General features: G+C 67.2%; 1 protein-coding gene (only partly in view). It reads right to left on the bottom strand.

What is annotated here, in order from left to right; genetic code table 11:
- Positions 1 to 17,489, bottom strand: the 5' portion of a protein-coding gene (locus J2853_RS47565) for a helicase-like domain-containing protein (protein WP_307569538.1). Its footprint begins 13,285 nt before the window's first position; the window shows 17,489 of its 30,774 coding nt (coding positions 1-17,489); the start codon lies at positions 17,487 to 17,489; the stop codon falls past the left edge of the window.

The following is a 17,489-nucleotide window of genomic DNA, read 5'->3' as shown; positions in this document are numbered from 1 at the left end:
CGCTCAGGAGCAGATTCATCGGCGACCCCCGGTGTCACGACAATCGTCATGACGTCCAGCAGGAAGGTGAACGTGCTACTGGAGGTCTCCGCGTCGCCTCCATGCCATGTCCGCGCCATGAGGTTGGCACCGTCGGTGAGCATGTCCCTGCGCCGGGCGGGCGTCAGGTCCTCAACCCCTGCGCCGGTCTGCGGCCAGGAGGCATTCCGCTTGATGTCGTCGGCAAGGGACGACATGGCCGGCGCAGCGATCAGGGTGAGCACGATGCTCAAGGCGTCGGCGGTGGCGGCCTCATCGCCACGGCGCAGCTCCTCCAAGAGCTGCAGCATGGCGCCCTCGACCGCGCCGGAGAATTCCGCTTTCGGCCGCAGGGCGGCGGGTTGCGCGTTGCCAATCGATCGATTGGCGGCGGCCACGAGGTGCATCACCAGGTCGGTCAGCGCGTGCTGCGCGACCGCCTCGTCGTCGCGGTGCAGCCCGTCGATCAGCTGCCTCATCGCCGTCTCGATCGCGCCCTCGCCGCTCTCGGGCGGGTAGGCCGACGCAAGGAGGTCGCGATCGGCCACCGGCGGCTGCGGCGCTGCGGACCCTGCTGAAACTGGCGCGGGCGCGGGTGGCGAGGCAGGGAGCTGTGATAGCTGGCCGGTCGGCAGCTGCTCGGTGCCCGTTTCGGCAGGTACAGCAGGTTCGTGCGACAGCGGGAGCGCGGTCGCCGGCTGGTGGGGCTGGGCGGTGAACGCCTCGGGGAGCGCCCACAGATCGCCGAGCCGAACCAGGCCGTCCTCGGCGGTGAGGGTGAGGGTGGAAGTGCCGTTTTCGTCGATCAGGTCGACTTCGGTGCCTTGTGCGCCGAGCTGGCGCACGTCATCGACGATGCCCTCGCGAGCGTCGGAGTTCCAGTCTCGTTGCCGGGAGCGGATGATCCGTAGCCGGTCGCCTCGTTGAATGTTCTCCCGGCGGATTTTTCCCCGGGGGCGGCCCTGCTGGGCGTGGTGGACATCCCAGATGCGCTCGTTGTCGCGGGTGAGTGCGAGGGAGTCGCGATCGTGCTGGCGGTCGTATCCGGCGATCAGGTGCACGATGTCATCGCGCACGGTGAGTCCGCGCTCAGATGTCCATGTGGCGTGGTCGGGGTTGTCGGCCGACGCCCAGGGAAACGGCTGGCCGTCGCCGTCGCGCACGTGGGCTTCCAGACGGGCGGCGATTTCGGCGATCTCCTGCTCGGAGCGGTCCTTCAGCAGCACCTCGGGCACCACTCCTAGCCCGGCGAAAGCGGTGACGATGCGCCGGGTGTCGTCGCCGATGACCAGCAGGTGCCCGCCAGGGGTAGGCGCCAGATACGGGCTTTCGGCCACCAGGGTGAGGCGGTCGCGCACCCGCGACAGCCGCTCGGCGAAGTCGTGTTCGCTCTCTGCTGGTGTCTGAGCTCCGGCGGGGCGGCGCGAGGGCAGAGCTTCGGCAGGGAGCGCGGCCAGGCGGGCACGGATCTGCTCGACCTGCTCGTGCGCGCTGGGGCCTGCCGGGGCGGGTTCATCCAGCGGCGCCGCGGTGGCCTCGGGCAATGCGGCGCCGACGGCGACCAGGCCGGCGCGGTCGAGGAGAGCGGTATGGAAGGCCTGCGCAGCGTGCGCGGCGGGAACGGTGTCCGGCCCGCCAATGAAGACGTTAACTATCCAAAAGTCGCCGCGAAAGACCTGAAGGTTGGCGGAGTTGGCAGCCACCGTCAGGTTCCACGGCAGCTCGCCGGGAGCGGGTTGCCACTGCACGGCGAGGTCGCGCGTTTCGGCGTGCCACACCACGGCGTGGCTGCCGGTGGCGATGCCGAGCTGGCCCAGATGGGTGTCGACATCCAGTGCGTAACGCAAGGCGTCGGCGCGGTCGTCATCGAGATCGCCGAGGTCGCAGTTAGCAGGTTCACAGCCGTGCAGCGCGTGCCAGGTCCGCTGGAGCTCAACGTCCAGTTCGGACTCGTATGGGTGAATGTTGGGGCCGGGGTTGTCGCCGTACAGCGCCTGGAGGTCGATCTCGGGTTCGGCCAGGATGCCGGCGTGCATGCGGATCTGGTCACCGATGTGTCGCCAGCGGCGTACCTCGCGAGGCCATTCGGGAGTGTCGGGGGTGGGCTGGGCGTCCCAGCGGATTTCGGCGTAGTTGGAGGCGCCCAGCAGCGTTTCCATCGGCAGATCACGGATGTGGGCCACGATGGCCGGGCCGTCCAGCCGCTGAGCGTAGAGGTCTTTGGCCAGCGCGATCCCCTCGAGGTAGGCGGCGCTGGGCAGCGGGCTACGGCCGTCGTGGAGGGCGGCGCGGCCGGTGACCATGTCCCAGCTGGGGAAGCGCACCAGCAGTTCACGATGCAGGTGGGTGCGGCGATCGGCCGGGGGGATCTGTGGCCAGCGACGAAGGTGTTCTACGGCTGCCTGCAGGCGCAGCGCCTCATAGTGCAGCTCGTCGTCTCTCATTCCCCATATCTCGTTGGCGCGGCCGCGCACCGCCTCGGCCGCTGAGGTGCGCTCGACGTCGGTGAAGAACGGCAGGGCGTCGGTGGGAGGTTCGGGCATGAAGATGGCCTGGGCGATCCGCTGCAGCCGGTCGGTGTCCATGTCGAAGCGCCGCTGCTCAGAGATCAGTGCCAGACGATCGCGCAGAGGGATCCAGGAAGGGGAGTCGGCGGGCCGGTAGTCGGGGCCGATGTCAGCGCGTGCGGCAGCGTAGTCCACGATGGCGCGTAGCGTCTGCGGTGCGCTGGTCCACGCCGCATCCAGGCGTCCGGTGGCGTGCATCTGCCGGGCGAGTGCGGCACCGGCCAGATATTCGGGGCTGGGTGGGGTCGATTGCACCACCGACAGGCCCGCGAGGATGATTTCATCGACGGTCATGCCGGTGTCCAGGCGGGCCCGCAGATACATGGCGGTGGCATCGAGCTGGTTCTGGGTGTGGCCGGTCATGGATCCGACCTGCTGGCGCGCCAGGCGCAGCGGTTCGTTGGCCGTCAGCTGTTGTTGGGCCAAGGTCTCGGCTTCGTCGGGGCTGGCTCCGTTGAGCAGCGCCGTCTGCCGGATGATGTCCGCGCCCACGTGCACGCCCGCGTCGCGGGCGGGGCGCAGGATCCGGTCGCGTTCGGCGGCTTCGCGGTCGCCGGGTCCCGGGGCCAGCGTGGTGAGCGCTTCACGCACCACGGCGGCCAGATCGCTGTAGGCGCTATCGATCTGTGCTGGATTGCGGCTGTCCAATGCGCGCTGGTAGGCGGTGGCGGCGGTGCTGAGCTGCTCGTGGACAGGCGCCGCGAATACTCCGGGCATGGGGAAGAACCGCGGGGCGTCCGCTGGCGTCGTAGCGCCGGGGTCGGCGTCGCTGACGTTGGCTTCGGCCTCGCGGTGTGCTTCCTCGAGCGCGGGGCGGCGGTGGTCCCAGATGTTCGCCAGGTGGTCACGGGTCGGCATCCAGGCGGAAGCTTCGGCCGCCGCGTAGTTGGGGCCGAGGTCCACGCGCGCTTGGGCGTAGTCCACGGCGCCGCGCAGGCTCTCCTCGTCCATCGTCCAGGCGTCGTCCAGGCGCTGTTGGAGGTGCAGGGTCCGGGCGAGCTCGGCGCCGGCCAGGTAGGCGGCGCTGGGTGGCTGGGTCTGGACCACCGACAGCACCGGAAGGGCGACCTCGTTGGAGGTTAGGCCGACGTCCAGTTGGGCCCGCATGACCATGGCGGACTTATCCAGTTCCGCCGGCGTCTTGGTGGCCATGAACTCCACCAGGCCGCTGACCCCGACCAGCGGCTCAACGGTGTTGCGCTGCCGGTTGGCGAACCCTTCGGCTTCGGCGGCGGTGGCGCCGTTGGCTCGGGCGATGTGCCGGGTGATGTCGGCGGCCACCTCGACCCCCGCCTCGCGCGCCTGGCGCAGCACGCGGTCGCGGTCACGGACCACAGGAGCGTCCAGCAACGGGTCCAGATCGGTGACCGCGGCCCGTAGCGCGGCGGCCAGTTGCTGGTAGCTGGTATCGATGCGGGCAGCGTTGCGGCTGTCCAGGGCGTCTTGAAAGGCCAGCGCGTGTTCAGCGAGCCGTTGCTGGACCGCGGGAGAGAGCGGGCCGGGATCGAGGGTGAACGGCGCTGCCTCTGGCGGCTCGGATGCCGGGTCGACCTCAACGAGCGGTTGCTGGCTGTCGGCGGCGCGCGGGCTCGGCTGCGCGGCGGCCGGACCGCTTACGCCGGTCAAGGGAAGGGGGTCGGGGCGGGGAAGGTCGCTGAGCGGGCGGCCCAGCAGCTCGGGACGCTGCTCAGGGGTGATCCCTAGGGCGGCCTGGATGCGGGTGGCGATCTCTTGCCAGCGCTGTCCTTCGGCCTTCGGCTCGGGCCCGGCGGGAAAGACGGCACGATCGACCGCGCGGGCGTGGGCGTAGTCGGCGGCTCCGATCAGGGCATCACGATCGGCGGCGTGAACCGTGGCAGCGAACGTCTCCTCGTCGCGGTCCTCCACGCGCAGGCGCCGGGCCAGCGCGATACCAGCGTGGTAGGCGGGGCCGGCGATCATGGGCCGGTCGGGGTGGGTGGCCTCAGCGTGTAGGAGGACCGCATCCCAGGCGATCAGTCGGGCGAGCGCGTCAGCGGCGATTTCTGTGCGCCGTCCAGAGTCCAGCCCGGGCGCGCGATCGTAGTGGTCCAGCAGAGCATGCAGGCCCATGGCCTCTACCTGCAGGTCGGTATCGGACAAGGTCATCAGGTGGGCGAGGTGAGTGCGCGCCGTGGTGGCTATGGCGAGGCGAGGCGCATACCCGGTGTCGAGCGCCTGGATGGGCGGATCGGGTAGCTGGAGCCGGCCAGCGACCGCCTGGATGCGCTCGACGTCCAGCATCGTTTGACGCCAGTCGCGGATGCGCTGCAGGCCATCGGCCAGATGGGCCCAGCCGGTGGGATCGAGATCAGCGCGACCGGTGAGAACCTCGGCCCGGATGCGGGCATAGTCCAGGGCGCCCTGGATGGTCTGCTCATGCGTCGACCATGCTCGGCTGAGGTCTTCGCGGTAGCAGGCACGGGCGAACTCACTGCCGAGTAGGTATTCCCGCTCAGGTCCATCGGGGTGAATGACCGACAGGGCGAGCAGTGTTTGCAGATCAATGGCCCGCTCGATGTGGTGGTCGGCGTGCAGGCCCATGGCGAGCGCGTCGACCTTGTCCTCGCTCCAGGAGCCCATCCGCTGGGCAAGAGCCGCGACCCCCTCCAACCCCAACGGCACCGGCCGGTGGTCCTGGCGGGAGATGTATGGCTCGATGGCAGCCTCGTCCAGCCCGTAGGCAGCCGCGACCGTGGTGATGAGTTGGACGGCACGCTCGTTGTAGGCGTTGGCCGAGTAGTAGAGCATCCGGTCGGCTTCGATGGCCGACGGACGGTAGCCGGATGAGGTGCTGGCGGCCACAGCGGATTGGATGATGCTGCGAAAGGACTGGTAGGTGGTGTCCATATCGGCGGCGGTGCCCTCGCGCAGGGCGAGCTCCAATTGGCGAGCCGACTGCTTCAGATGCTCGGTTGTGGCGTCGTCGAAGATTGCGGAGCCGGGGGAGTAGCGGGGGGGGTCCGGTTGGTTGGCTTGTTGCTGTGTCGGGTCTGTGGCCGACAAGGCGACGGGGGGCGCGGTGATGTCGTCGGTTCGCTGGTCGGGCTCCAGGTCCGCCTGGTCCCACAGGCGAGCGCCCAAGGCGTGCCACCGGTTTCCGGCGCCGGTGCCCGGCTGATCAGGCAGGTCATCGGTTTGTCGCCATCGGGCGTTGGCGTAGTCGGCGGCGCCCAGCAGGGTAGGCAGGTCGATCGTGTGCCGTATGGCGGTGAAAATCTCCCCTGTGGGGTCCTCGACATGCAGGTGCCGGACCAGAGGGACACCATCGCGGTAGGCCCGGGACGGCAGCGAACGGCGAGCGGGCTGGGCGGCCTGCAGCTGGCCCAGCGCCGCATCCCACGCACACAACCGTGCGGCGATTACGCGCTGTAGCTCCTGGCGACGCGGCGGGGTGATCTGCGACGCCTCAGCGAGGTTGTCGATCAGAGCGTGCAGGTCCGTCAGGTCCTGGTGCCAGTCTTTGTCGGGCGCATTCAACAGGCCGGAGATGTACTCCGGGACCGCCGCGGCGATGGAGGCCTGATCCTCCTGGGTGAAGGAGAACGGGCCCGGTAGCTCTGTGATGGATAGACGCTCAGCGATCCCTCGCAGCCGCTGAGCGCTCAGGTCGAGGCCACGACGGGCCTGTACGTGGCCCAGCTGCTTGGTGATGCTCTGCAGGAGTCGCTCGTCGGTGGCGGGGTCAAAGAGTTGGGTCTCAAGGCCGAACGGCGCCCCGGGCTGGAGGACTGGATTGGTCGGGTTGGCGTCGTCGCCTGCCGCCTCTTCGATGGTGACGGTGGCGTTGAGGAGTTGCGCGAGCTCGGTGGGGGCCAGCATGCTGGGATTGGGCTCGGTGAGCTGGTGCAGATAGCTGGCCAGCGCGGTCCATCGCCGGGCGGCGGGTATCCAGGCGGTGCCTGCCGGACGCGGTCGTCCCAGATCATTACGGGCCCTGGCATAGTCCGCCGCTCCACTTAAGGTCTGCGGGTCCGCGTCGGTTAGGGGATGGTATGCCAGGTCCTCGGGGGCGTGATATAGCGCCCGGGCCAGGCGCGTACCGGCCAGGTAGGCGGCGCTGGGCTGCGGGTCGCGCGTCGGATCAGCTGCGGTAATGCGCGCGGCTGCGGCGTCCCAGCCGATGAGCTGAAAGCCAATTTCTCGAGCACCGGCCCGCTGGTCGTCCTGAGTGAGATCGTCGGAGTCGATCAGGTGGTCGACTTTGGCATGCAGCGTGATCGCGTAGCGGTGCAGGGCGTCGTCGTCGCTGGTTTGCAGCCCCTGAGCGTGTGCGTACGCGGTGTGGGTCATCGTCGCCTGCACCTGCGGTGTCAGCTCCGGCATCAACGCCATGATGTGCTGGTGCGGTGCGATGGCCAGATGGGTGAGGACCCGTGTTATGCCTTGGGCCGTGACCTGCGCGGCGCGTTGAGCGGCGATGAGGCGCAGTCGGTGTCTGACCTGCACCCAGGTCTCTTCCGCGCCGGCGAAGTCCGCCTCGTGGCTGCTGAGGACGCGGCGGTGGCCGGCGTAGGTGATGGCGGCGTCCAGGCCGTCATGGTCGATTGTCCAGGCGCGCGGCAGCTGCTCAGGATCGGTGGCGAGAGATCGGGCGAATTCGACACCGGTGATCGCCCCGGGTGGCGGGCCGGATCGTCCACGGCGGCGCAAGATCTCGCCCAGAGCGAGTAGGGAGATCAGGGCGGTCGGCTGGCCAAGGTCGGTTCGGGCGAGCGCGCTCCAGCCGGTACCGTCCAGCTCGACGCCGCCGCGGGTTTCCATCTCCGCGATGCGTGCGGCCAGTCCTCGAAACCTCCGCCCGCTGGAGGTCTGATCGAGCGTGCGCCCGTAGTGCTCGATCGGACCCGTGGGCATGCCGTAGGCCGCCGCGATCCGGATCGCCAGCGCGACGCCGTAGTCAGTGTTGTTCGCATAAGCGGCTTCGGTCAGGCGATTGCGCTCCTCGCGATGAGGATCATCGGCGGGCGCGGAGACGGTGGCCGTGGCGGCCTCCAGGAACACGCCCAGAGCCGGCTCAATGTCGACCGGGGGAGCGGCGCGTAGCGCCTGCTGCAGCTCGACGGCAGCCTGAGTGATCCGCTCGTGGGTGGCTGGGTCGAACAAGCCAGGTGTCGGGTGGAGTGCGGCCGAGGCCACCGCATCGCCGACGCTGGTGACGGCGGGTTCGAGTGCAGGGCTCGCGGGCTCGGGGTCTGCGGCGATCTGCGGGGAAGGGACGAATAGCGCCAGGGACGTGGGCAGTAGGATCCGCCGCACGGGCGGGTCGGGGCTGAGGTGCTTATGCAGGCGGAAGGGGACTACGCCAGCCTGGCGGAGCAGTTCACCGGGGAGGTCGAAGTAGTCTCCACGATCCTGGGGCAGGGCGGTCAAGCGAAATGTGTCGCCGGGATATCCGGGATGCTCCAGGAAATCCCCGATCACCAGCTGGCTGAGAGGAACATTCTCATCTACCTGCGGGGGCAGGACGCTATCCAGCTGCTGTAGGTAATGAATTGCGGTTAGCGCGGGGTGGCTCTCATTCGGGCCGTTCTCGGGGCCCGGATCAAACAGCGTGGCGGTGGGCTCAGGATCGTTGCGTGCTCGGCGAACCAGTGCGGCCAGAGGAATACCGGCTTGGCGGGCGTACAGCGCGCGGTCAAGGATCGCGTCTCGTGCGCTGAGGAGCACGGTGTGGATCTCGCGTTCTGCTGCAGCGTGCAGGCTGGTTTCGCCCAGAGCTCGAAAGCCTTTGCGTGCGAGGGCGTAGCGGAGCACCATCCGATCGGCATCCAGCAGTAATTGCTGAGAGCGCTGGTCCAAGCCGGATGCCACCCACTGTCGTAGCCGGTTCCACGACAGCAATCCGCCGCGGATACCGGCGGGGGATCGGACTTCGGTGTTCACTCCTTTGCGCTGAACCTGGCCAGAGTGCCGAACCTCGGGTTCAGCGTCATCGGAGCGGTGGACGCTGAAGCCTTCTTGCCTGGAAATCACCTGCGCGAGGGCGCCTCGGTTGTCGATGCTGCGGACCAGAGTGGCCAGAAAATGGTCGTCGAGACTCTTGATCGTGTAGTAGATATCGGTATTGGTCAGCGCTGTGGCATCGCCTGCGCTACGAGCACGAGCGGGAGTGGCGGAAGCCGGTGTGATCGGTGACAACGGTGACGGGGCAGACGCAGGTGCCGGATTTTCCGACGTGAGCTGGCGTTCCTGCTGATCGCTTCCGTTCTCCCTGGCACCGATGTCCGCAAGCTCGATACCGCCGGGTTCTTGCCTCCCCTCGTTGTGGTGGACTGCGGCGAGCTCATCGTCATCGAAGGCCGTGTCGTCAGCCCGCTGGACTGCCGCGGGAGCCTGATCAGCTGCCAATCCGGGTGAGCCACCGTCTTGAGCGTGGACGGCGGTATTGGCAGGCTTCTCAGCGAGAAATCCTGCCGGTGCGGCGCTCGCCTCAGCAGTGAGAGCCGGCTGCTGATCGAGGTCGAACAATGGCTGAAGTGATTGCGGCAACAGCTGAACGTCCACCGTGACGTGGCTCTTGTACCGGCGGTCAGTGACGACCTTTCCATTCTTGATCAATTCACCGGTGAATTCGATGTACTCGCCATGGTCGACGCCGGGCTGAGAGACTCGGTACAGGCCACCTAAGTGGCCGGAACGCCTGAGGACGCATCCGGGCTGGACCTGGCTCAGCGGCGTGGAGTCGTACCAGCGATCGGGAAAGACAGCAGCAATCTCATGCAAACGCTGCATGCGGGCGGCGTAGGGATTGTCCGGCGCGACGGCGTCGCCGACGTCGAACGATAGGGCGGTTGGTTCAGGGGTCGTGAGAGTGGAGCGACGGACCGGTTTCTGCAAGGGCGATCCTGCCTGGCGCCTCTGCAGGGCCCGTTCGGTGATGGTGTCCGTGAGCTCGCGAAGGAAGGCCTCGACCTCCTTTTCGGCCATCACGTTCAGATGGGTTTCGCCCATTTCATAGAACAGCCCAGACGATGATCTAAGCCGGGTCTCCAACGAGGAGGCGGTCAAGAACGCGTCCCGCGTGTAGGGATCGAGGCCGAGTGCGATCCATTGCCCCAGCCTGCGCCAAGGCACGATTCCCTGCCGGGTGCCTCCAGGGGCCTTGACCTCGATCTCTAGCCCCTTGCGGCGATTCTGAATTGACCGGATTAGGCCAGGCTCTGGGCCGCCGGAACGGATACCGCCGGATCCGCCCTGCCCGGAGATCACATCATTGAGCGCCTTGGGGTCGTCGATGCTGCGGATGAGAGCAGCTATGAACCGAGAGCGCGGCCCGTTGATGGCGTAGAAGATATCGACGTCGGTGATCTCGGCCGATGATGTCGTTTCGGCGATCGGTACGCTGCGTGTAGTAGCCGCGGGCAGGTGCGGGTCCGGTATGGCGGATCGAGGGGCAATGCCGTCGGATCCACCGGGTTTGGCCTGCGATTGTTCGTCGGCGTTGAGGTCTTGCAGCCCCTCCGTGTTGTGAGCTTCGGCGAGCTTGTCATCATCGCGGTCGCCGGCAGCCCGCCGGGCTGCCGGAGAGGTTTGATCGGCCGCAGATTCGGGCCGTTCATCGTGGTCGTTGGCCTGGGCTGCGGTGCTGGCAGGCTCCTCCACGAGGAAACCACCTGATGCGATGCTCTGCTCGGCCGTGAGGGCCGACTGCTGATCGAGGTCGAACAATGGCTCGAGCGACTGGGGTAACACCAGGACATCGACTATGGGGTCGGGGTCCTCGTGCTTGAACCATTGGTCGGTGACGACCTGCCCGCGACCGACGATTTCTCCGAGGGCCTCAAAATACTCCCCACGATCGACGGCCGACGTGGTGATCTTGTAGAGATCGCCGGAGTAGAGGGGATGATGAAGGAAATCACCGGGCTTCAACCGGCTCACCGGGGTCGGTTCATACCAGCGGGCAGGCAAGACATCCATGAACTGTTGTAGGCGCTCGACGCGCTGGGCATACGCGGCATCGCCGGTGTCATCTTGCCCAGCATCGAACAGGGAAGTCGGCGCCTGCGACGGAGCTTGGCCATAGCGCGGCAGCAGGCCCGGTAAGGGCAGTCCGGCCTGACGGGCATGTAGGGCACGTGCGATAACTTCAGTAGCGATCTTGGTGCCTAGGTTGTCGATTTCAGTGTGTGCTAGCCGATGTAACTGTTCTTCCCCAAGGGCTCTGAAGGCTGGCTGGGCGCTCCTGTAGCGCGCCGCGGCCCGCTGGGCGGTTAGCAGTACGTCACGTGAGGGGGCATCCAGGCCTGCGCTGATCCACTGCCGTAGGTGTTGCCAGGAGATGAGCCCTTTTCGGTCTCCGTCGGCAGCGTGACGGACCTCGATCTCGAGGCCTTGAGAGCGAGTGTGGATGGCTTCCCACGCATCCGGTTCAGGGCCGCCAGCGCGGTGCCCGACGCTGCCTCCCTGACTAGAAATCTGATGGTTGAGCGCTCGGCGATCGTCGATACTGCGCACCAGGTCGGCGAGGAAGTTCGCTCCTCGCGCGGTGAGCGCGTACCAGATGTCGACATCGGTAGGCGAAGCGGCCAGGGGCGTTGGGGCAGCAATCGACCCGTCGGACATCGCCGGCGCAAATGGAATATCGGCGGCGGGCCGGCCAGAAAGATCAGAGGAACTATCGGCGGCCGGGGCGGCTACGATTCGTTTCTGTTCGTCCTCGGCGGCACCATCACCGTCCAGTTCGACGTCTTGGCCGTCAGCGCGGTCGGCAGGGTCGGCGTCATCAGCACGTTGGGCAAGGGTTAGGACTTGAACTGCGGCGTCGGTGGGCTCAGCCCTTGGCGGCGGTTCGGCGGCCGGCACCCTATCTGCGGCGTTCGTGGGCGTTTGCGCGTCCGATACGGCCTGCTGAAGAGCGACGCCGTCAAGAACAGCGGGTTCGGGTTGCTCTTCATCTCCGACGCCGAGGTCATTTGCGAGGATGTCGAAGAGACCATCGACCTCGGGATCGTCTTCGAGTTCTTCTTCGAGATCGAGGTCGCCCTCAAACTCATCAAGATCGACACCGTCCTCGGCTTCTTCCTCGAGACCCTCGAACAGTGTCAGCGCATTGGATTCAGCATCGCGCCGCCGGTTGGGACCGCGCCGCCGGTTGGGGTCGATGTAAGGGCTGGGCTTGTCGAAGCCCTTCCGGCCCCGGCCAGCGACCCAGATCGGGGTATCAGGATCCACGGTGTGGAAGTACAGGCCCGTGTCGCCCTCGTGGATAGGGATCTGTATCTTGCCGTCGGCGGTGTAGGAGGGGAAATAGGCCAATCCGTAAAGCCAGCGGACCGGTAGCGCCGGGTCCGGGAAAGCAACATGTTGGCCATGGCCTACCTCCGCGGCGACGCTCGCGGTCGCATCAGGAATCGGCGGAGCCGTGAAATCGAGGTCCGTCAGTGGCGAGGCAACGTAGGTGCCAGCGTCTATCTCTTGGGCACGCGCCACGTTGACGCAAGCGAGACGGTCGTTCGACCACCCGATCAGATGGGTCGTCATAGCCTTGCTGCTGCTGGTGGTGCGGCGGCGGGCAGGAAGCGCAACCTCAATCAGATAGTCAATGGACTCATCGAGATCGGGCATGCTCGCTCGGGACACCAGGCGGATCACTTCGCACGGCTGCTGCTTCCCGCTTTGACTGACAGCTTCCATCCACAGCTGGTCTCCGACGCGCAGGTGGCTGGCGTGCAGGTCCACCACGTCTGCACGTGCCGCGGCCACGACCTCGGCACGGTCACGACTGCTCAGCCCGTCAGTGTCATGGCGGTCGATCGCACCGTTGGTGACCAACCATAGGGACAAATCGATCTTGTGGCCGTAGCGGTTGCCCCAGGAGGTGATCAGTTGAAGGTGATCAGGGGAATGCCAGGGGAAGGGCACCCCCTCTTTGTCGGCCAGTTTCTGTTCGATGAGTCCGGCGAGTTCGACGACCTGGCCGATGCTCCAGGGGGCGAAGGGATTGCGAGTGGCCCAGACGTTGGTCAGGTTCCAGCCGCTGAAGGCGGCGGCGATGCCGAACAGCTCGCCGTGCTTGTAGACAATGAGGTGGCCACCCGGGGAGAAGACCATCTCCTCACTGTTAGCGATCAGTTTCAGGTGATCGCGGGTCCGCTTGATCCGAGCGGCGTAGCCCTGATCAGATTCGCGTTTCCCGCGTTGCCATCGCGGTTCGCGCCGTGGTGGCATCGCCTGAGCGGGATAAGAGGCCAGGTGGGCCCGGACCTGATCGATGTCGGTAAAGCGGCCCCCGGCCGGGAGCCCAAGCCCGCCAACAGCAGCCGCGGAGACATCCGGTGCGCTATCGGCCGGAGCTTCGGGATCGTCTTGCTGGGACGGTTCGAGAACCGCAATCTGCGACACCGAGTCCGGAGGGCTGGACGAAGGGCTGGACTGCCCCGAGGTCGCGTGATCGAGGACCTCAACTGATGGGACAGGGGCACTCTGGCCCGGGACGGCAGTGATGATGCCGACGAGCGAACCCGGCAAGTTCAACACGATCACGGATGGATCGGTGTTGGGATCGCCTTCGTAAGGGCGCCACCCGACAAGATCATCACCAGTTCCGTCGGCCAGAACGGTGCCGGTGACGGTCCAACGCCCACCGATCTCAGCGGGCTCTTCAGTGACGACGAACGGAGCCCTCCGCCCAGGCCTGTCAACGACGTCATCCAGCTGAAGCTGAGACAAGCGCTTCTCAGTGGTGGGCTGAGCAGGCAGGACCGTGGTCAGATGATTGATCCGGGCCAAGGCGAGCTCAGTGGCCGCAGCTTCGGCATCGGGGTCGTTGGTATCGAACAGGCTCGGCACCGCCGCGCTGAATCCGACCAGTGGGCCGGCGTCGGTGGTGGCCACGGTGATGGCCTGTCGGGCGGTGTCGAAAATCTGGGTCAGTTCGGTGATGGCCTGGTCGCGGAGGTCGACTTGGCCGTTGAGGGCGAAGTGATCGCGGTGCTCATGGTATTGAGACAACGCAGCGTCGGCGGCGAGCAGGATACGGCACTGATTATCGGGGGCGGCGGTACTGAGCCAAGGCAGCAGGGTGACCCAACGACGCCTACCGAAGTGGGTGCTGTCGGCGGTCTCAATCTGGATGGTGAGGCCGCTGACGTCGGCGCGGAGGTCTTCAACGGCTCCGGGGTCGGGTTCAGCGGCGGTACGCCGGTGGCTGGTCCATCCAGGAAACAGCGCGCCGGTGGTGCCAGGATCGTCGGCGGCGCGAATCAGGTCGGCGAACCAGCGTCGGCTGAAGCGGGTCAGCGCCGTGGTGATATCGGCATTGGTGAGCCGGGCAGAGCGGATACCGAGGTCGGGGGCGTAGCGTTCGGCGGCCAAGTCGAGGGGGAGGGTGTCGCCCTGGAGGGAGACGTAGACATGGATGCGGCCGTCGTCGTGGAAAACAAGGTTGTGACCGTAGGCGTAGGTATCGCGCAGCCCGCGCAGGATTCGATCGGTGCGCTCATCACTGATCGGGATGGCGACGGTGTCGGGTGAGGAGTCAGCGGGCAGGGGAGTGCGCTGCCAAGCGCCACGCAGGTAGCCGGCCAGGCGCATATAGAGATGTTCCTGGACGCCTTTGTAGCGGAAGTAGTAGGTGCGCAACGCTTCAGGGATGCGCTCGTCGGGAGTACGGATCTGGTCGGTGAACCAGATGGAGAAGATCCTGTTGGTGAAGTCGCGATGCTCCAGCTCAGCGCTGGCCTGACGCAACCCGCGATGCGCCAGCGCTCGATTGGCCAGTAGGTCGATCGCGGCCAAGTCCTCCTCACGTACTCCGAGCGACCGGAAGGGGGCGTTGAACAGGCTGGTGAACCAGCTCGATGACGACGGAGGGCCCTGCAGGTTCTCCAGGGTGTCGGCATCGCGTTCGGCGACGCTGTCACTGGAGGAGGCATTGGTTTCTGGGGTGACGGGGCTGTCGGGCCGCGATGGTGGGCTGGGTGACGCGAGGGTGACTTGCCGGTCGGAGGGCGCGCTGGGCTGAGGCGGTAGGTCGTAACCAGCGGCCGCGCCTGGGACCACGGCGGGCGGCGGGGCATCAGCTGCCGCGCCGCTGCGATCCGCAACATTGGAAAGGCTGGAGGCGTCCGGGGGGAGGCGATGCTGGGTGGCGTCGTGGGGGAGAGCGGTGGCAGGCTGAGGAGGGTCACCGATCTCGTCAACGGTGATGTCTCGGGAGCCGGCCCGCTCCACCCGCTCTTGGGGTGTCTGCGGTGATGCGGTGCCGGGCACACGGTCACCGAGCTTGGGCGGTGCTGGTGCATCAGCATCTTGTGCTGGGGGGTGCGGTTGCGGGGGGTCCGCCGGGGTGGTGATGCGTTCTTCGCCGGTGGCTGATTGGTGCCCGGCCAGGGGGTCCGCGCGCTGCTGCGGAAGCGTGGACTGCGGTACCTCCCCGGCCGGGAGCAGGGGGCCAGCAGGCGCGCTGGCTGGAGACCTTTCGCCCGGGTCAGATGAAGGTCTCCTGGGAACTGGCCGAGATTGCGGTGCCGATACCCGCGCGTTCGGGAGCTCTGCGGGGTCCGCAGCGGGTTCCGCGTGGGGCGGCGGGGGCGTTGGCTCCGGCCTCGCACGCGAAGGCGCATCGGCGTGGTGAGGTGTGATCGCTCCCTCGGCCGGGGGAACGGAGGTGACGTCCTCGGTGGGAGCCGGTAGCGCGTCGCCGGCCTGAAGCTGTGACAGTGGTTTGGTGGTGCGAGGCCTCAAGGCCTCGGCCAGCTGTCGTAGGCGTTGTGCGTCGATGGTCTGCTGCTCGGCGATGGCGTCGCGGTGGTCTGGATCGCCCGCGGAAGCGGCGCCGTGCGTGATGGCGGTCCAGGCGGTACGTGTGATCCGCGCGAGCTCGGTCTGTGCCGCCTGCCGGTTGACCGCGGTGAACTCATCATCAGCCTGCGCAAAGCGATCGCGGAGCCCGATGCTGGCGCGCAAGATCTCCTGGCGAGTTGAGGTCATGCCCGGCTCCAGCCAGGCGCGGACCACATCCCAGGGCATTTCGCTGACCTGCAGTCCGGTGGCGGACGCCACTTCGATGACCACCCCGTGGTCAGGGTGGGCCTCCACCTCGATGATGGTGTCCGGATCGTCCAGGGGGCGAAAGCTGATGGACGGGTCGTTGAAGCCGTCGATGGGCTGTGCTTCGACCAGCGCGGTGATCCAGCCGGGGTTGGCCAGGCCCAGGTGTTCCAGAGCGCGGGCAATCTGCTGATCCGTCGCAGGGGGAAAGGTCGCTACCGGTTCGGGTCCGGCGGGGGGATCGATGCGCGCCGCGTCGCTCTGCTGTGCCGGGTCAAGGCGCGGTGTCGGCTGCTGGGCCACCACCGTCTGCTCGGCGGTATCCGTCTGCCCCGCACCATCCTCAGCGGGCACGACGACAAGCGGGGTGGGCTCGGCGACATCGCCATCCACCGCGGCAGGATTAACGATCGCGGGCATCGATGCGGGAGCGCCGGTGACGACGACCGGCTGCTCGACGCTTTCATCCGGCGGCGGCGCCTCGGGGGGCGGGGGTGGCTGGCCGAGGGTGAGGGGCGGCGGATCCACGAGCGGGAGCGGCGCCGGGGTTTCAGGTGGGGTGGGCGGTGAGGGGCTGGCCACAGGTGGTTGATCAGCCGGGGCCGGCGGCTCGCTCATCCGGCGCGTTCGCTGTTGCAGCGCTTCGATCGTGCGCCGGTCCCGTACCTCAGCGGCGGGCCCGATCAGCTCGCGGAGCCGATCGGCGGAAACCTCCACATCGGTGACAACGACAGAGAACGCATTGAAAATACGTTCTTGCAGGTGAACCAGCATGCCGTCTCTGGCCTGTCCGACGCTCCAGGCGGCGACGTAGCGCCACACGGCGCTGATCTCGTCGGGGGTTGCGCTCGCGCACCACGCATCGCTGAAGCGGGCACGCAGCGAGCTCGCTTGGAAGACGTGGGTGCCGTTTTCGCCCCGTATCTCAGCTTCGGCGGCCTGCAGTCGCAACCGGACATAGTCCAACTCGCCTCGGATGCCCTCGGCGAGGTCAAGCTGATCGGCGCGCAGCTCGGCGATGGTGTGCTCATCCGCGCGGTTCAGATGATCGGTGATGCGCTGCTGGAGACGGTGTTGTTCGGCCAGCAGCGCGTTTCTCAGCTCATGCGGTGGGGCGGGCGCACCGGCCAATACCTGGGTACGGCGGCGCAGAAGCTGCTGCTGGACATCGTGAGCGTGATTCCCGGCCAGGGTGTAGCGGGCCTGACCGGTGATGTCAGAGCCCTCATGTACCTCGATGACGTAGCGGTCGCTGAGGAGGTGCGAGGGGGAGCGGCCGCTGATCTGCGCCAGCGTGGTGGCGTAGCCCAGCAGCTGTTCGGCCGCGAACTGCTCCGGGGCGATACCCGGCTGTAGCGCACGGTCGAGCTGCTGAGCGATCAACGTCCCGTAAAGGGTGTCGCGCATGACCAGGCTGACCGCGCGGTGATCCGGTTCGACGGGAGCCATCGCGGTGCCGGCGGCGCGGGCCAAGAGCGCGACGACTTGCGATGCCGGCGTCCGCACGTCGACCGCGATGCCGTACCGACGAAAGGTTTCTTGACTCAGATGGTCAAGGGCCGCTTCAGCGTACGGTTCACCGATCCCCGCCCAGCTGGCGGTGATCTCCCAGGCGGCGCCTATCCGCTGGGGCGTGGCCTGCTGCCACCACTGCTCAGCAAGGGGTTGCCGGATCGCGGGAAGCGCCAGTTCAAGTTCGCTGCTGAGCTGCTCGCTGAAATGGCGCACCTGATCAGGACCTGCGGATTGAGCCTGCTCAGCCTGCTCGACGCGCTCATCAACGGCGCGTTCGGCAACGCGCAGCGCCGTGGCGATGGCCCGGCGGATACGGCGGATGATGCCGCGCTGCCGCGGGGCCTCTGGCGGCAGACGGGTCCGCGTGTCAGCCAT

Origin of the sequence: Streptosporangium lutulentum, assembly GCF_030811455.1 — a bacterium.
Taxonomy (GTDB): Bacteria; Actinomycetota; Actinomycetes; order Streptosporangiales; family Streptosporangiaceae; genus Streptosporangium; species Streptosporangium lutulentum.
Note: the sequence above shows the minus strand (reverse complement) of the source record. Positions and strands in the feature narration are given on the sequence as shown.